14 protein-coding genes are annotated in these 16,497 nt (G+C 51.1%); 7 read left to right on the top strand and 7 right to left on the bottom strand.

Annotated features, from left to right (window positions below; translation table 11 throughout):
- The first annotated feature begins 405 nt into the window (after positions 1-405).
- Positions 406-1,443 (top strand): tyrosine-type recombinase/integrase, encoded by a 1,038-nt coding sequence (locus AAGQ96_RS10470; RefSeq protein WP_342755474.1) that lies wholly within the window; start codon positions 406-408, stop codon positions 1,441-1,443.
- A 166-nt stretch (positions 1,444-1,609) separates the two neighbouring features.
- Here AAGQ96_RS10470 and AAGQ96_RS10465 read toward each other — a convergent pair whose 3' ends face one another.
- Together AAGQ96_RS10465 and AAGQ96_RS10460 are read right to left on the bottom strand one after the other, a co-directional pair.
- The gene (locus AAGQ96_RS10465; RefSeq protein WP_342755473.1) at positions 1,610-2,584 is read right to left on the bottom strand and encodes an Rpn family recombination-promoting nuclease/putative transposase; all 975 of its coding nucleotides are present in this window, start codon (positions 2,582-2,584) and stop codon (positions 1,610-1,612) included.
- Positions 2,585-3,076: 492 nt separating this feature from the next.
- Positions 3,077-3,862 carry a hypothetical protein gene (locus tag AAGQ96_RS10460; RefSeq protein WP_342755472.1) on the bottom strand — a complete coding sequence of 262 codons (786 nt, stop codon included), beginning with the start codon at positions 3,860-3,862 and terminating at the stop codon, positions 3,077-3,079.
- An 829-nt stretch (positions 3,863-4,691) separates the two neighbouring features.
- On the opposite strand from AAGQ96_RS10460, the gene AAGQ96_RS10455 reads away from it, so the two are divergent.
- Positions 4,692-5,165: a hypothetical protein gene (locus AAGQ96_RS10455; protein WP_342755471.1), complete on the top strand. Its 474-nt coding sequence runs from the start codon at positions 4,692-4,694 to the stop codon at positions 5,163-5,165.
- A gap of 50 nt (positions 5,166-5,215) precedes the next feature.
- On the opposite strand, the gene AAGQ96_RS10450 is transcribed toward AAGQ96_RS10455, so the two are convergent.
- Positions 5,216-6,148, bottom strand: coding sequence for an ABC transporter substrate-binding protein (locus tag AAGQ96_RS10450; RefSeq protein WP_342755470.1), 933 nt, complete (start codon positions 6,146-6,148; stop codon positions 5,216-5,218).
- A 17-nt stretch (positions 6,149-6,165) separates the two neighbouring features.
- The gene (locus AAGQ96_RS10445; protein WP_342755469.1) at positions 6,166-7,215 is read right to left on the bottom strand and encodes an ABC transporter substrate-binding protein; all 1,050 of its coding nucleotides are present in this window, start codon (positions 7,213-7,215) and stop codon (positions 6,166-6,168) included.
- Between the two features lie 319 nt (positions 7,216-7,534).
- Between AAGQ96_RS10445 and AAGQ96_RS10440 the strand changes: the two genes are divergently transcribed.
- Both AAGQ96_RS10440 and AAGQ96_RS10435 read left to right on the top strand, forming a co-directional pair.
- Positions 7,535-8,731, top strand: coding sequence for an acyl-CoA dehydrogenase family protein (locus tag AAGQ96_RS10440; RefSeq protein ID WP_342755468.1), 1,197 nt, complete (start codon positions 7,535-7,537; stop codon positions 8,729-8,731).
- Entirely contained in the window at positions 8,732-9,796 is a 1,065-nt protein-coding gene (locus tag AAGQ96_RS10435; protein ID WP_147197813.1) for an LLM class flavin-dependent oxidoreductase, read from the top strand.
- Positions 9,797-10,081: 285 nt separating this feature from the next.
- Here AAGQ96_RS10435 and AAGQ96_RS10430 read toward each other — a convergent pair whose 3' ends face one another.
- Positions 10,082-11,107 (bottom strand): LLM class flavin-dependent oxidoreductase, encoded by a 1,026-nt coding sequence (locus AAGQ96_RS10430; RefSeq protein ID WP_342755467.1) that lies wholly within the window; start codon positions 11,105-11,107, stop codon positions 10,082-10,084.
- A gap of 170 nt (positions 11,108-11,277) precedes the next feature.
- Positions 11,278-11,688 (bottom strand): cupin domain-containing protein, encoded by a 411-nt coding sequence (locus tag AAGQ96_RS10425; RefSeq protein WP_147197809.1) that lies wholly within the window; start codon positions 11,686-11,688, stop codon positions 11,278-11,280.
- A 198-nt stretch (positions 11,689-11,886) separates the two neighbouring features.
- Here AAGQ96_RS10425 and AAGQ96_RS10420 point away from each other — a divergent pair, with 198 nt between their 5' ends.
- Positions 11,887-13,215, top strand: a complete 1,329-nt coding sequence (locus AAGQ96_RS10420) for an amidohydrolase family protein (RefSeq protein WP_342755466.1) — start codon at positions 11,887-11,889, stop codon at positions 13,213-13,215.
- 96 nt (positions 13,216-13,311) lie between these two features.
- A complete protein-coding gene (locus tag AAGQ96_RS10415) occupies positions 13,312-14,100 on the top strand; it encodes an OBAP family protein (protein ID WP_342755465.1) in 789 nt (262 codons plus the stop codon).
- Between the two features lie 105 nt (positions 14,101-14,205).
- Here AAGQ96_RS10415 and AAGQ96_RS10410 read toward each other — a convergent pair whose 3' ends face one another.
- Positions 14,206-15,165 (bottom strand): UV damage endonuclease UvsE, encoded by a 960-nt coding sequence (locus AAGQ96_RS10410; RefSeq protein WP_342755464.1) that lies wholly within the window; start codon positions 15,163-15,165, stop codon positions 14,206-14,208.
- A 272-nt stretch (positions 15,166-15,437) separates the two neighbouring features.
- Between AAGQ96_RS10410 and AAGQ96_RS10405 the strand changes: the two genes are divergently transcribed.
- Positions 15,438-16,454, top strand: a complete 1,017-nt coding sequence (locus AAGQ96_RS10405; RefSeq protein ID WP_342755463.1) for a LacI family DNA-binding transcriptional regulator — start codon at positions 15,438-15,440, stop codon at positions 16,452-16,454.
- Positions 16,455-16,497: the final 43 nt, after the last annotated feature.

Below are 16,497 nucleotides of genomic sequence, written 5' to 3'. Positions count from 1 at the left end.
ATCTTACCAGTAGCGCACTGTTCCCAGGCATCTTTCTGCATAGTGAACGGCATATCCCTTGTTTTGCCCTATCCTGATCCGCGCTGACACTTGCGCTGTAACCCCTCCAACGGCAGCGATTTTTGTTTGGTTTTTGAGCAATTACCGCTTTAACTTTATATAATGGGACTTATATAAAGTTAAAATGGCCTGGTGTTGAGCAATTATGATAAAATTCTGCGGCAAAAAAGATCGCTAACTAACTTTTTTCGATCGTGACCATTTTTAATGCCGGCTCATGGGTGTTTAAATTATAAACAGCGAGCCGGTAACGCTACGCGAATTCTTTAGGGTAACTCCCCTGCTTTTTCTATAGAATTTACGTAGCGCGATCGATTGTTAAATGGAGTATTTATTGGACACGTTATGCCTGAAATAACAGCAGCTGACGACCTGCTGCCCCTGATTTCATCTGATGACGCGATTTCTGCGCGGCTGAAAGAATTTGTACAAGATAAAGAGGCTTTTTCTGCCAATACCTGGCGACAACTACTCAGCGTAATGCGCATTTGCTTTCGCTGGGCGGCAGATAATTCCCGCAGCTTTTTGCCAATGCAGTCGGCTGATTTGCGTGACTATCTTGGCTTTCTGCATTCATCAGGCCGGGCCTCTTCTACCATCGCCACACATGCTTCACTGATTGCAATGCTGCATCGCAACGCAGGTCTGATCTCCCCTACGGTTTCACCCCTGGTTTTTCGTACTATTAAAAAGATTAATCGAACCGCAGTGATCGCGGGTGAACGTACCGGCCAGGCCGTTCCTTTTCGTCTGGCAGACCTGATGATGCTGGATGAGCGCTGGAGGAACTCGTCACGTAAAAAGGAAATGCGCAACCTGGCTTTTCTGCATGTTGCTTACGGTACGCTGTTGCGTATTAGTGAACTGGCCCGTCTGCGGGTTGGCGATATTACGCGCGCGGAAGATGGGCGAATAATTCTGGACGTTGGCTGGACAAAAACCATTGTGCAAACGGGTGGATTGATTAAAGCTCTGAGCACCCTTTCCAGCCAGCGGCTAACCGAATGGATTGAAAGTGCCGGGCTGGCGGTTGAACCCGATGCCTTTTTGTTTGGCCCGGTGCATCGAAGTAATCAGGTGATAGTGACCTGCGACCGTCCGCTCACTACGCCAGCGCTTGAGGCTATTTTTATTCAGGCATGGCAAATTGCCGGACCTCTTCAGCCCGCTAAAGCCAATAAAAATCGTTATCGGGGTTGGAGCGGCCACAGCGCACGTGTTGGCGCGGCTCAGGATATGGCAAAGCAAGGCTACGCTGTAGCGCAGATTATGCAGGAAGGTACCTGGAAGAAACCAGAAACGCTGATGCGCTATATACGAAACGTAGATGCACATCAGGGTGCGATGGTCGATCTAATGGAAGCTCGCCATGGCGGGAAATAAAGCATAGCGCTGGGATTGGTATTTTTATTGATAACCACTTTGCTGCACAAAAAAACAAAGTGGTGCTAAAAAGTAAACGTGCTGAGATTACCTGAAAACAGCGCAATTATCTCCAGTGACGCTGGTGTATGAGGTGATTACAGGCTGACGGTCAGGCAACGAACCATCAATGGCGGATTTGCGCCAGATCGTCTTCAGTTAACCCGGTCATTTTCATGACGATATTGCGATCCAGGCCGTTCTGCAACATGGTACGGGCGACTTCGAGTTTACCTTCGTTACGGCCTTCCTGCCTGCCAAGCTGAATGCCTTTCTCAATGCCTTTCTCAATGCCTTTCTCAATGCCTTTCTCAATGCCCTTCTGTTCAAGCTGTTGTGCGATGGTCATCAAAGCGTCTCCATGTTGCGGCACACGCTGTGCCAGTTCGCGTACAAACGCCTCTGCGTCTGCCGTTTCACCCGTCTGTATCAGGTAGTTTATCAGCGATGTCAGCTGTTGTCCCGTAACCGGTTCTCTCAGCAGCAGGGTCGCCAGCCTGTCCAGCAGCTCTGCCAGGTCGCGCCGGTGAATATGCTTTTGCAGCAGCGTCAGGGCAGCCATGCTGCGGTGGCCCATTATCTCGTCGTCGGAAATCACCGTGACGTCAACCAGCGGAAACTCACCGCCGTAAAGCTTACCGGCCAGCCCGGGATGATTAAACTCATCCAGCCAGCGGGTTGAATAGGGATAGGGAGTGCGCTTTCCCGTATAAAACAGCACCGGTATCACCAGCGGCAGCTTTTTGTGCCCGGCGTCAAGGTGGCGCTGCATGGCCGCCACCGCGTAGCGAAGAAGCCTGAACGCCATGTGCCTGTCCGGCGTGGACTGGTGTTCGATAAGAACGTGGACGTAGCCATCATCGCCGGCCGTGGTTTTCAGGCTGTAGAGCACGTCGCTGAAATAGGGACGAAGCGTTTCCTCAACAAAGCTGCCGGACTCCAGCTTAAGAGTGCTGAAATCGCAGACGGCCTGCAGCTCCGCGGGCAAATGCAGCTGCATAAAATCCCGTGCGGTAGCGGGATGGGTCAGAAACTGTTTAAAGGCGAGATCGTGCGGTGTCGGGCTCGCGTTCCTGCGGCCCTTTGTTTTCCTGTCAGACATTCCCTGCTCCGTTGTCCCTGGAATTCTCTTTTCGAGAAGCGGGATTATAGCGAAATCCGGGCGTGCATACCTGTATTTTTTTGAGGGGTATATAAGATAAGAGATTAATTATAGAAAAAGAATTGCGTGCTGTAACTAATATTCCATACCCACTATTAATAAAAATCATCTGATAATCTGTAACTTATCACTACTCATTTCATGTTATGTTTAACTGCCTGTAAACAAGGCTTTTACTGGCATTCTCCAGATTCGCGAGGTCTCGTTTAAGCCATCGCTGGCTGGCTCCGGCATTGGCTACGATAGACACCAGCGGCTGATTTATTTCATGCGCAATTGAAGAGGTTAGCTGCCCAACGGTAATGGCACGCGCAACGCGGTCTACTGACTGGCTTAAGAAGAATATTTTACAAAGCATAAACCGGCAGAATCAATAATGTCATGCCGTAAAAAAACCCAGAGCCGAAGCCCTGGGAAAATAGAGACAAAAACTCAATTTACTGAACTGTTAATTTCAGCTAATGCGCCTGTAATAGCAGAAATAATGACCGGAATGGCCGCTGCTGAAGCATTGTCACTTATATCGGCTGCCAGACTCGCCACGTCGGTTTGCAAAAATTGCAACGACCCTGAAAGGCCCGGTAAAACATTGAAACTATCAGCGACTGAGCCGTTGGCGGAAGTCAGCAAACTCAGCAGTTTGATTTTATCCGCAAGCGTAGTTTGCAAATCCTGTAGCTTCAGCTGGTTCCCGGAAACAATACTCTCCAGGCTTTTCACCAGTGCAAGCGCCCCCGATAAGCCGACTACGCCACCCAGAGAACCCAATCCACTTAGCAAACTGTAGCTTTTCTGCGCTTTGGTCAGCGCTGCCTGATTACCGGCAAGCGTGCTCTGAAGGGTAGAAAGTTCCGAGGTCAGCGTAGTTACCGTGCTCTGAATGCCATTTCCGAAAGTTAATACTGAATCTTTAAGCGGAGAAAGGGTTTTAATTGCACTTTCTACCGAGTTAGAAAAATCAGCAACGGCCGTTTTTAGCAGATCGCTATAGGTTGAGGCATTTGAAAGATCTTCAGGCTTAATGCTACTGAGTGCCGCAGTAGTGGAAGTAACAAACGCCTTACCTTCCGCCTGAAGTCGGGTAATAATATCGGTAATCTGGGCCAGATTACCCGTAACCTGACTAATCGAGTCATCACCCGCTCCGCCAGTTGCTGATTTAAGTGCCGAGGTAACGGAATTTAAAGATAAAATAGATTGAGACAATGAAGTAGACATAGGTAACTCCTTGAGTTATTAAGTTTTTGATTAGTTATACAGAAGTAAAAACGTTTTAATTTAAAAAAAACCTTGCTTATTACTACTCAGTTAAAGCTGCTGAGCAGCCCCCCTCACATAGACTATTTAATGCATTTTTTCCTCCTTTTATGGAATTGGAATTAATAGCCTGCCGTCAGAGATGAAATCCATCCCCTGTGAAATTCTCTTTGCGCTTATATCAGTACTGGCTTTTTTTAACGAAATAGCCCCCACTTCTATCAGTAACGCAATCTAAATAACAGAAGGGATAAGAATGTTAAGTACGAGTTAACTTATAACAATCCCCTGTTAAATCAGTCAATTGCGTACGCATCCTATCAGATTTTCCTTAGATCATTAAGACGGCGATATCATTAAAAAGTCATAAAAATCAGGCAACTAAAGGAAAATAATGCCCTAATTAATTTCATTGTCATTTGAAAGCGGGTTTTTATAAAATCAGGCAGGAAAAGGTTGGTCACTTGAGATATTCCCTCCGGGTCTTGACGCAAGGAAAAATACATTTAATGCAAGAGTTAGAAAAAGTGAAATATTAAAAATCACGATCAAAAATACTTTTAACAGCAACCAGTCAAACTAAAATAAAAAATAATATCTAATGTGAGCAGCTATTGCAGACTGATAGAAAATGTAATTAATAAGAATAACTGGCACTACCAGTTATTATTAATTTACGCAATCAGTTAAAAGTAGTGCTAAGGTTAAATTGTCTTGCAAACTCCCTGTAAATACCTGCATGTATTCCAGGGATCTTATATTGTCAATAAATTAACTACGGGTAACTATCATGCCTCAGCTGAACCTGTCTTCAAACTTTGGTAGAGTTGATGAAAGCCTGCGGGGAAAACCACAGGTAGCAATGCGAGATGCTTTACTGCAATTCTTCAATTTTTTCCTGACCACTTGCAGAAATTATGATATACGCGATATTTCCCTTATCAGTTCTGACATTGAATATATTTATGATGACAGTGCCGGACGCTCTGTCACCTGGCCTTTAGATAATTATGCTTTCGAATATTTGCTTAATGATATATTGTTTGAAGATTCACAATTGGTTGATGTGGAATGGATAATTAACTGGACCATGATGTCTAACTTTATATTCAGGCTTAACTATCAGAACGGCGCTGAATTTACAGATGAAATGGATGTCCTTTTTTCCCCACGTACCGGTCAAGCCAGAATAAACTTTAGCTTTGCGCCTTTTGTCGGCGTGAAAAGCCATCATCGGAAACACAGTAAAAAGAAATCAGCTTAACGAATGACGGCCTGTAATGAAGAGAGGCATGATGCCTCTCTTTTCTTCCTCTACTGCGCCTGCACCGTTAACCCCCGGTAAAAGGTCGGTTCCACCTGCAAAGGCTTATTTATCAGTCCCTGCTTTTGATAAAAGTCAGCCGTTTCCTGCTGCTGGGTAATGGTGGCACTGTCAATCGCCTGCCAGTGTGACTGACGTCGCCCAAAAGAGAGTCGTATCGCTTCTTTCGGGAAACCAATGATTTTAGCCAGCGTCACCGAATAATTATCAATATTGGCGTACGCCTGTTTTTCCGCTTCAGCCAGCCGGTTAATATAATCCTGAAGTGCTTTACGCTTCGTTTCATTAGCCAGTGCGCTGTCGGTCGCTGCCAGGAAACTGTTCCCCGTCGATAACCCTCGCCCACTCACCAGTACCCGACCGGTCCCCGAGGTTTCTGCCAGTGCGGTGTAAGGATCCCACGTTGCCCAGGCATCCACCGCGCCGCTGGCCAGCGCAATTTTAGCATCTGACGGGGTAAGATAACGGAAATGCACCTCTTCAGGTTTGATGCCGGCCTGTTCCAGCGCCTTCAACGCAACGAAATGTCCTACCGATCCCCTGCCGGTGCCGATGCTTTTTCCTTTCAGATCCGCAACGGTTTTAATCGCGGAATCCTTATTAACCACCACCGCCGTGCCGTAAGGATCGGACTTGTCTACCGCCACGGCCTTAACCTGCGAACCGGCCGCTATGGAGAAAAGCAGCGGTGCATCGCCAATAATGCCGACATCAACAGCGCCTGCATTTAGCGCTTCCGCTAAGGGAGCTGCCGCCGGAAACTCTGCCCATTCAATATGATACGGCAGGTTTTCCAGCAGGTTGGTTGCTTCCAGCTGGGCACGCATATTACCTTTCTGATCAGCGATGCGCAGCGTCACGCCATCGTCGGCCTGCGTGGCGGCACCTGCCAACAGCATGATTAATAACAGAGAACGTTTCATTAAAATTCCTTGGTTCTTCAGGCAAAAACATTGGCCGTAATGCCGCGAGCAAACAGCTGCGGATCGGTATCGGGCCGCAGTACATTAATGGCTTTTAAATCGCGGGCGTAGACTGCCAGTTCCTTAACAAAAGCGTCCCCCGTTGCCGAGTGCCCATGGGTATGCGTCTGAAGTACGGCGCTAATTTCCTGAGCCGTGGTGTTAAGCGCGTGGCTGACAAATTCATCGCCGATTTCATCCGGGTGCTTCGCAGCCCAGGCATGGGCTTGTAAAATGGCATGGGTGATGGCTGCGGCAACGGCGGGGGCATCACGCGTCAATGCACCACGCACGCCCACGACACAGCAGCTGAGATTGGCATATTCATCCGTAAGATTGGTCGCCAGTTCACGGTATCCAGACTGGTTAATAAGCCGCCACATCACCGGATCGGAGCCGCTTGCCGCCTGAATTTCCCCTTTCTGAAGCGCCATCGGTAACAGATCCAGCGGGTAAGCGCGCCAGCTAACATCGTTTACCGGATCGATACCGTGCCTTTTCAGCAGCAGCGAGAAAAAGTTTTTATCTGCCGCTGCCATATCCGTTACGCCAATGGTTTTCCCTTTCAGATCGGCAAAATTTTGCGGCCCCTGAGCCAGCGTAACCAACCGCATACAGCCGCCGTGCGTGCCTGCCGTGAGCTTGACGTCAAAGCCTTGTTCCAGCGCTTTCAGCCAGCGCAGCGCCATGCCCACTGCCGCATCGGCTTTGCCAGTGGCGATCGACTCCAGCAGCAGTTCGGTTGAATTACCAAAGTTGACGAACTCCACATCAAGATTGTGCTGACGGAAAAAGCCCTGTTTATCTGCAACCGTTACCGGTGCAATGCAGATAGCGTTTAGATTAACCGCCAGTTTAACCTTCCGCATTGCCGGTAATGCCCATTTCCCCGGGCCTTCAATATCCGTTGTGCCATTCATGCCAGCCATATTATGCGCCAGAACGTTCGGACTGAATAAAGAGGTAACGGCAGCGCCGCCCAATAATCCCAAAAGCCGCCGACGCGACAATATTAAATTTTGATTCACTCTACAGGCTCCATTCCGAACGGGTTAATTGGATAGCGTCAACGTGATTCCCGCGCTTAACCGCAGGCTGAATAATGAAGTAATTTAATGTAAAAATTTTATAAATCATCAAGATAAGAAATGATTGTGCAAAGTTCTCGTCTCATCATAATATTAATCACCCCTCTGTTTTAAAAAATAATTATGCCGATAGTTAATTACCTTATCTGTTTTACGTCTTTTACAACTGATGCGCTAATTTGCATTCTGTCATCGAATTTTTCGCGATATTTCTGTTTCTGCTATTCAGAAATATGAAATAGTGGAGGCGTTGAAACAGATGAACAGTCCGGCCTTTTCCCCTTTTTCCTCCGGGTTTGATCCGCAGAGGGTTGATTCAGATCCGGGCAGCCCGCAACGTCTTGCCGCCCTGACCCGCTCCTTTGCGCAGCGGGCCGCGCACTATGATGTCACCGGTGATTTTCCCCATGATAATTTTGCCGAGTTGCACGATGCCGGCTTACTGAGGCTGGCACTGCCCGCACGGCTGGGCGGCAACGAATGTGATCTGGCAACCGCGCTGCGTGTGATAACGGCGGTTGCTAAGGGCGATCCGTCGTCAGCGTTAATCCTGACCATGCACTATCTGCACTCGCTACGCTTACGGACGGCCAGTGGCTGGACGGCAGCGTTACAACAACAGGTTGCAGCAGACATTGTTAAGAACGGGGCGCTGATCAATTCATTAAGAGTCGAACCGGCGCTGGGAACCCCGGCACGCGGTGGGCTTCCTGCCACGCGGGCTACCCGTACTGAAAAGGGCTGGCAGCTTGATGGTGAAAAAATCTATTCAACCGGCAGTCACGGCCTCAGTTGGTTGCTGGTCTGGGGCGCTACCGATGATCCAGAGCCGCTGACCGGCAGCTTTCTGGTACCCGCTTCCGCCTCCGGCGTGCAAATTATTGATGACTGGGATCATTTAGGCATGCGGGCGACCTGTAGTCATCGGGTCGTTTTCCGGCAGGTGACGATCCCTTTTGACCATGCTATCAGCCTGAGTGAGCGACCTGCGGCCCAGGACGCACAGGAAACGTTGTGGATGTCGGTGCTGCTCTCGGCCGTTTACGATGCCGTCGCGCAAAGCGCGCAGCAGTGGCTACATGATTTTTTGCAGCATCGGATACCTTCCGCGCTTCAGGCACCGCTGGCAACCCTTCCCCGTTTTCAAGCCCTCGCCGGGCGCATCGATACCCTGTTGTTCAGCAACCAAACGCTTTTGCACAGTGCGGCTACAGGCAACATTGATCCTGTCCGCGGCGGCCAGTTAAAGCATCTGATCACCAGTCAGGCGATTGAGGCCGTTGAGTTGGCTATTGAAGCCGCCGGAAATCCGGGTTTGTCACGCCGTAGCGATCTGCAACGTCATCTTCGCAACGTGCTTTGCGCACGCATCCATACGCCTCAGGACGATGTGATCCTGCAAACCGCAGGCCAGCGTGTTCTGGCATTTTCATCGAATCAACAGAGGAGTGTATAAATGAGCCTGGAATTTATTGGCCTGGTGGGATCGCAGGAAAGCAGCGAGGCGCTGGCTGCCGAAGGCCCTTTAGTCAACGCTGATTTTATCCGGGCTTTTTCGCAAACGCAGCAATACGCCGGTTTCGATAAAGTCCTGCTGGCCGTCAATACCCGCGCGCCCGATTCGTTAATCCTCGCCAGTTGGGTAGCTGCGCAGACCGATAAACTGGGTTTACTGGTGGCGCATCGTCCTGGTTTTCAGGCGCCCACTTTCGCTGCACGGCAGTTTGCCACCCTGGATCAGCTCAGTCAGGGACGCGTTGCCATCAATGTCATTACCGGTGGCGATAGCGGCGATTTGCAACGCGATGGCGACTGGCTGGACAAGGACAGCCGCTATGGACGGACTGCCGAATATCTACAGGTCATGCTCAATACCTGGCATCAACAGCAGCCTTTCGATCATCACGGCGATTTTTACCGCATCCGGGATAACCTGACGCAGGTGAAACCGGTTGAAGGTCATATACCGGTTTATTTCTCCGGCGCGTCTGAGGCTGCGGTAGAAGTTGCAGCCCGGTATGCCGATGTCTACATGATGTGGGGCGAGCCGCTGGCAGAAATCAAACAGCGCATCGCGCAGGTAAAATCTGCCGCAAAAAAATATGGTCGTGAAGATAAAATCCGCTTTAGCCTGTCGCTGCGCCCTATTCTTGGCGACAGCGAAACGGAGGCGTGGGCGCGTGCAGAGCGGATTCTGGCGCGGGCGAAAGCGTTGATCGATCCGGCGAGTGCCAATCCGGACAGTAATAGCGGCTCACAGCGGCTGTACGGTTTTGCCAAAGAAAAAGCCGTTCACGACAGCTGCCTGTGGACTGAGATTGCGGCGCTCTCCGGCGCGGCAGGTAATTCGACCTCACTGGTTGGCACGCCTGAGCAGGTTGCCAATGCTGCACTGGAATATTACCGCCTGGGCGTGACCACTTTCCTGTTTCGTGGCTTTGATCAGCTGCGCGATGCAGCCGTTTACGGGCAGCAGCTTATCCCCTTGATGCGTGAGAAGGTTGCGACTCTGGCATCCTGAGTATTCATTTCACCTGCCGACTTCCACCAGCCTGCTGCCCATGATGTGCGGCACAGGCTGGCAAGCTTCAGCTGCTGGCTTCTGATTCTCGCCTTTTTGCTCTGCCTGACTAATGGCTGCTCGATGTTATAGTGAGCGGATAAACAACAGACATTAGTATGTTGTAACTAAAATAAAAGCTACCCGACAGCCAGTATTGGCTGTTCCCAATAAATAACGCCGCCCTTTAAAAAGAGAGCGGCGTTTCAGTCTGTTAACGGAAAATTGTGAAGCGTAAATACGCCGTTATTCGCGCCAGCCTAAGGCAGGAGCAACATGTTTCAGGATCGCTTCCATCACATGGGCGCAGTAATCGACTCCAAGCTGATTTGGAATGGTTAACAGTAGCGTGTCGGCTGCGGCAATGGCTTCGTCTTTCGCCAGCTGTTCAATTAACTGCTCCGGTTCCGCTGCATAGCTGCGGCCAAAAATAGCGCGGGTTTTTTCGTCCAGATAACCGACCTGATCGCCACCCTGCCCGCTTGAACCGAAATAGGCGCGATCCTGCTGATTAGTCAGCGCAAAGATGCTGCGACTGACGGAGACCCGCGGCTCGTGTTGATGCCCGGCTGCTTTCCATGCTTCCCGGTAAGCCTGAATCTGTTTCGCCTGCTGAATATGGAAGGGTTCGCCGGTTTCATCATCCTTCAGCGTCGAACTTTGCAGGTTCATCCCTGACTTTGCTGCCCAGACTGCGGTGGCATTAGAGCCGGAGCCCCACCAAATCCGCTCGCGCAGCCCTTGTGAGTAAGGCTCCGTGCGCAATAAACCCGGCGGGTTAGGAAACATAGGCTGCGGATTCGGTTTGGCAAAGCCTTCGCCGCGCAGCACTTCCAGCAGCGCTTCGGTATGGCGACGGCCCATATCCGCATCGCTTTCGCCTTCCTGCGGCTGATAACCAAAATAGCGCCAGCCGTCGATCACCTGCTCCGGCGAACCGCGGCTGATACCTAACTGCAAGCGTCCACCGCTGATCAGATCCGCTGCGCCCGCCTCTTCCGCCATATAAAGCGGATTCTCGTAGCGCATATCAATCACGCCGGTGCCAATTTCAATCTTGCTGGTACGCGCTGCTACCGCAGCAAGCAGCGGAAAAGGCGCGCTAAGCTGACGGGCAAAATGATGTACGCGGAACCAGGCGCCATCGGCCCCCAATTCTTCTGCGGCGACCGCGAGATCGATAGATTGCAGCAACGCATCCGCCGCGGAACGGGTTGCCGACTGTTGCGACGGCGTCCAGTGACCAAACGACAGAAATCCGATTTTTTTCATGGTACAGGCCTTATCAGAGTGGCGCATTTTGCTGCCTGCAAATACGGCAGTTGGCGGGCAGCAGAGAGGCGTTCAGGTATTATCCCGCTAAATTAACGTTGCGCAGGCGTGTTGTCTAATGACACTTTCGCATGATTTCAGCTAAGACAGGGCGCAATCGATCGGCTGGCCTAAAATTCTTCCGGTTCTCCGGGCAGCGAAACAGAAAGCGGCAGCCCTTCTGCACCCGCATAAACAATGACCAACTCCGCTGGCTCATCGGTCGTATATCCGCGATGAATATCACCTACGGCTTCATTCAGCGCTTCGCCCGCTCTCACCTGATGCGTTTTACCGCTCGCCTGGTCTTCAATGGTTAGCTTGCCTGAGAGGATATAGGCAATATTGGGCATCGAATGCGAATGCCAGGGTAGCGCGGAGTGCGCCGGAATGTGCATTTTCATGACCGTCAACTGCGGTTTCCCGCCGGGGTAAGCCGTATAGGGCGTGCCGTTCCACGCCTGGCCTGTTTGCATCAGCGTTTCACTGACAATCTCCTGCGGCTGTGTTTTAGCGGCGTCATGATGATTCTGCTTTGGCATGCGTTCCCCCTTATTTTAACCTAATGATAAGTATAGCTAAAATATAAAAAACCGCCTTTTTCAAGAAAGAGTTTTCGCCAGGCTGGTATTGGTCGTTATCCATGTTCTTCCGAAGCCATTCTAAGCAACTCAGCTAACCTTGATTAAGTCCCTCACTCTTTTATCGCATCAGAAGGCCACTACCAACCGGAGAAAACTATGTATCCAGCGTGGGTCATTGCCCTTTATATCGCTATTTTCATTTCGCCAACCGCCAGTGCGGCACCCATTTTGATCAAAAACGGCTACGTTCTTTCTATGCAGTCCGGTATGGCTGACCAGCCGCATACCGATCTGTTAATTGACGGTAACAGCATCAGTAAAATGGGTAAAAATCTCCAGCAACCCGATGCCGAGATAATTGACGCCAGCGGAAAATTTGTTTTACCCGGTTTTGTCGATGCCCACTCACATCTGTGGATCACCACAATGCGCGGTCAGTTTCGTAATAAAGAAGGGAAATTTTCTGCGGTCAGTAGCCGGTCAGGCGCTGCGATGCAGCCTGATGATGTCTACATCGCCATGTATAGCGGCGCGCTGGAGCTTTTGGCGGCGGGTATTACCACCAGCAGCGATTTTTTTGACAATATCCGCGGCCCGGAATGGGCCGATGCGGGCTACAAGGCGCTGAATGACGCCGGTATCCGGGCGATTATGTTTTATGGCGGGCCTGATAAAACCACCCGTTCGCCAATTGATTTATCGCATCTGCAAACCCTGTTAGCCAAACAAACACCGCGCGTCTCACTGGGCCTTGCATGGCGCCTGCCAAAAGATTTAAAGGATGCCGGTAACTGGACAATGCGTGACCGTGAATATCAGTTTGCGCGTGAGCACCATCTGCCGGTACAGGTTCACGTCAGCGGCCAGGCCGATGCGATGTTTAACGCGCTGATCCAGCGTGATTATCTCGCGCCTTTCGTTACCGTCGTCCATGCCACAGACGCCACACCGCAGCAGCTGGATGCGCTGGAAAAGGCAGGCGGCAGTCTGGCGCTCACCCCGATCAGTGAAGCGCATGTTGCCTATGGCCTGACGCGGCTGGATCATTTCAGCCGCATCACGCGTCAGGGATTGGGCATTGACGGCAACGCGCTGGCGGGCAGCGCGGATATGTTTGCCACGCTGCGGCTGGCTGCCCTGCTGATGAGCGGTGGAGCAAAAGATGAAGGCAAACCCGATGCCCGACATCTGCTGGCGCTTGCCACTCGTCAGGGTGCCGAGGCCGCAGGATTAGGCAACATCACCGGCACGCTCCAGCCGGGTAAGCGAGCCGATGTGCAAATTATCAACCCCGGCACGCTAAATATGAGCGGTTTTGGCGGCGGCGATCCTGCCGCGCTGATCGTCTATTCCGCCAGGCCCGAAAATGTCGACACCGTGTTGGTGGATGGCCGCCTGGTTAAGCGCGACGGCAACCTGATAGGAGTGAACATGACCGGGCTGATTGATAAAGCCAATAACTCGGCAAGGCATTTACTGGAATAAGCTGGTGCCTGGTAGCTTGATAAACGCCAGTAACCTGCCAGGCTTTGCAGCAAAAGTTAACAATTTCAGACATTCCCTTACCTAATGGAGCCAGTTATGAAAGGCACAATCCCCCTGCTCGCCGTATTGCTTCTCTGCGGCTGCGGCGCGAATAACAGCCCGCCGAAAGTGACCAGCCCCGGCGCGCCAACCTCCGGAAAAATGAAAGTGTTGGACAGCGGTGCGGCGGTGATGCAATCCCGGCCGCCGATTGATGCGATTAACGCCTACCTGGATGGTTTTCATTTTTATAACGGCGATCATAATGGCCAGATGGAAGCCCACCATTACGTCACGATCCTTAATGATGATGTGATGCAGGCGGTGATTTACGACGGGAATACCCGCGATGCCAAACTGATGGGGGTGGAATATATCATCAGCGAACGGCTGTTTAAGACGCTGCCGCCGGAAGAGAAAAAATACTGGCACAGCCATCAGTATGAAGTGAAATCGGGCAGCCTGATTGCGCCGGGTCTGCCGCCCGTTGCTGAAAAAGCGCTGATGACGCGCATCGTCAATACCTATGGTAAAACCTGGCACACCTGGCATACCGATCGCGATAAAACCCTGCCGATGGGTATTCCGGCGCTGATGATGGGCTTTACCGCTGACGGCCAGATGGATCCCCGGCTGTTAACCGACCGCGATAAACGCTTCGACGTTGATACGAAGAAAATCAGGGATTCACGCAAGGATATCGTCGCGCATCCGGTAGCAAAGGGCGCGAATGCCTGGGAAAAAGGCAATACCGTACAGCTGGAAAGCGTTAAGGGTGGCGGCGCTGCGGCCAGGGGCGATACGCACTTTGGCACGTCAGAACAAACGCATGCGGGAAAACTGTGACCAGAAGCGTCCCGGGCAATCCCGGCCCGGGACGCTTTGTGACCAGCCTGTGTTACATGCACATGAAGTTTATCAGGGCATTGACTGACTAAAGCGCCCTCTTATTTACTGTTTCGTCAACCAGCGCGCATATAATTTGTCGCGGGCTAAATTCTTCATTTTTACCTCGCACATTATATCGAAGTCACCAAACGACAAGGCCCAGTCATTCAGCGTATCGTTGAAATAGTAATCGGAATGCGCACGAAGTTTTGTTTTAGCGACGCCCAAAATTGCCTGATCGGGAAAACCCTGCTCAGGAATTAACCCCTCCACCGATACTGAATAATGCATAACCGGCCTTACGCCGCGCCAGGATTCTTTAATTAAGGCAACACGCGGATCGTCCGGCTTAATGAATTCATTCTCTTTCACCCAGTGATGATGAATATCCAGCACCACAGGACATAAGTCTCTGGCTTGCAATACGTCATCCAGCGAGCAGGAAATTTCATCATTTTCCACGGTCAACATCCGCTGAGCTGCCGGGCTCAGGCGGGCGAAAGCGTCTCTGAATCCCGCCAGCCCCTTTTTACCGTTCATATGGATGTTAATCTTGAAATCCTGGAACGATCTGCCATAGCCCATCAGCGATGCACATAAGGCGTGGTATTCCACGTCTTCAAGCGCCCGATCGACCACTGCCGGATTATCAGATGCCAGCACCGAATACTGTCCCGGATGGAAAGAAAGACGAATATTATTTTTCCGGGCGAAGTCACCGCATTTTTTGAATAAATCGTGAAGTTCGGGTAAAAAATCCGCATAGAGCGGCGTGGCTTCAGGCACGGTATATAAAGGCAAAAAATCGCTGCCAATCCTCATCATCCGCAGATCTTCCGGCTGCGAAGCCATCTGCTCTAAAATAAGATAAAGATGGGTCAGATTATTTTTTGCCAGCGTGAAAATCAGCGCTGTTCTTTGGTGATTATCTAAGCTTAAAAAACGGGTGCGCGTGGTGGCTTTAAATGGATAAAGCTGTTTTAAATCTTCATTAATATATTTACAAGCAAAGCCTAATTTCATCCTACCCCCTGTTTACGTCATACCAGAGTCTAGTCTCAAATTTTGCGGGCTGCCCGTTAGCGGCCTGACTTAAGATTTGCCCGTCAGGCCGGAGAAAGGATAAGAGCCCCGGTCTTTACCGTTACGGCCATTTGTATCAGTTGTTTCAGCAGGTTGCGTTTAGCAGTAACCTGCGCATACTATCCCGACCCGTAGCGGCGTGGTGAAGATCCTGAAACGGGTCTGGCGACTCGAGTAAAAACACCTTTCAGGGATTTTGGGAGCGGCAATGAATGAAAAAATTAACCCTGCAAATGTTGGCAAAAATGGCGGGTGTTGGTGTGGCTACCGTAGACAGGGTGCTCAACGATCGCGGCGGCGTATCACCAGAAACCGTACGCAAAGTGCTACAGGTTGCGCGCGAAGCCGGACTCAAACGTCAGTTACCGGAAGCGTACCGGCAGCCCTGGCAAATTGAAGTTTTCCTGAGCGGTAACGCATCCTTCTTTTTTCAGCGTCTGACCCGCGATTTTAGCGCAATAGCCAGCCAGCTGGGCTATCAGCGCCTGACGCTGCACAGAACCTGCATTCCTGAATCACAGCCGGAAAAGCTGGCGCAGGCGATTGTTGAAAGCAGTCAGAAACGCGACGGACTCATCGTCTTCGGTCATGATTATGCGGCTATTCATCAGGCGCTGGCTTACTGTCAGGCAGCGGGCGTGCCGGTGATTACGATTGTGACGGATATCCCTGATGCCAGCAGGCTATGCCACGTCGGCATCAACCAGTATCAGGCCGGTCGCACAGCCGGTTTATTGATGAGCAAGACGGCTGTTACCGGCGAGGTAATTATGATCAGCGGACGAACCGATTACCTGGCGCACCGTCAGCGTATCGAAGGCTTTCGTGAAGCGGTTACTGCCCGTGCGCCGCATATCCGGCTGCGGGAAGTCTTGACCGGCGAAGACCGACGCGAACGGATCCGCGGCCTGTTGGACGACGCATTGCGCCACGCTGAAGAGGTCGCCGGCATTTACAATACGGGGCTGGGCAACAGCGAAATCACCTCCGTTTTACAGCGGCACGGCCTGCCCGGTAACTGTATCTTTATCACCCATGAACTCTATTCCCTGACCCGAACCCTGCTCTGTGATGATGTGGTCTCGTTTACCCTCGATCAAAATGCCCCGCAGCACGCCAGGCTGGCGGTGGATCTTATGCTGCGTCATCTGGAAACGGGCTATCAACCAGAAATGTACAGCGACGGCAAAGTAGCGTTAAACATCGTGACCGCCGAAAACCTCGATTAGTCTTGCGCCAGTCCGCTGAAAATTACCTATACTTTTCAATCAA

The organism is Pantoea sp. MBD-2R (assembly GCF_039134845.1).
Classification (GTDB): Bacteria; Pseudomonadota; Gammaproteobacteria; order Enterobacterales; family Enterobacteriaceae; genus Erwinia.
The sequence above is the reverse complement of the archived record's forward strand: the minus strand, read 5'-3'. Positions and strand labels throughout refer to the sequence as shown.

What these genes read in the sequence shown, in the direction of transcription:
- AAGQ96_RS10470 (WP_342755474.1), top strand. Translation starts at nt 406, where the DNA reads ATGCCTGAAATAACAGCAGCTGACGACCTGCTGCCCCTGATTTCATCT.
- AAGQ96_RS10465 (WP_342755473.1), bottom strand. Translation starts at nt 2,584, where the DNA reads ATGTCTGACAGGAAAACAAAGGGCCGCAGGAACGCGAGCCCGACACCG.
- AAGQ96_RS10460 (WP_342755472.1), bottom strand. Translation starts at nt 3,862, where the DNA reads ATGTCTACTTCATTGTCTCAATCTATTTTATCTTTAAATTCCGTTACC.
- AAGQ96_RS10455 (WP_342755471.1), top strand. Translation starts at nt 4,692, where the DNA reads ATGCCTCAGCTGAACCTGTCTTCAAACTTTGGTAGAGTTGATGAAAGC.
- AAGQ96_RS10450 (WP_342755470.1), bottom strand. Translation starts at nt 6,148, where the DNA reads ATGAAACGTTCTCTGTTATTAATCATGCTGTTGGCAGGTGCCGCCACG.
- AAGQ96_RS10440 (WP_342755468.1), top strand. Translation starts at nt 7,535, where the DNA reads ATGAACAGTCCGGCCTTTTCCCCTTTTTCCTCCGGGTTTGATCCGCAG.
- AAGQ96_RS10435 (WP_147197813.1), top strand. Translation starts at nt 8,732, where the DNA reads ATGAGCCTGGAATTTATTGGCCTGGTGGGATCGCAGGAAAGCAGCGAG.
- AAGQ96_RS10430 (WP_342755467.1), bottom strand. Translation starts at nt 11,107, where the DNA reads ATGAAAAAAATCGGATTTCTGTCGTTTGGTCACTGGACGCCGTCGCAA.
- AAGQ96_RS10425 (WP_147197809.1), bottom strand. Translation starts at nt 11,688, where the DNA reads ATGCCAAAGCAGAATCATCATGACGCCGCTAAAACACAGCCGCAGGAG.
- AAGQ96_RS10420 (WP_342755466.1), top strand. Translation starts at nt 11,887, where the DNA reads ATGTATCCAGCGTGGGTCATTGCCCTTTATATCGCTATTTTCATTTCG.
- AAGQ96_RS10415 (WP_342755465.1), top strand. Translation starts at nt 13,312, where the DNA reads ATGAAAGGCACAATCCCCCTGCTCGCCGTATTGCTTCTCTGCGGCTGC.
- AAGQ96_RS10410 (WP_342755464.1), bottom strand. Translation starts at nt 15,165, where the DNA reads ATGAAATTAGGCTTTGCTTGTAAATATATTAATGAAGATTTAAAACAG.
- AAGQ96_RS10405 (WP_342755463.1), top strand. Translation starts at nt 15,438, where the DNA reads ATGAAAAAATTAACCCTGCAAATGTTGGCAAAAATGGCGGGTGTTGGT.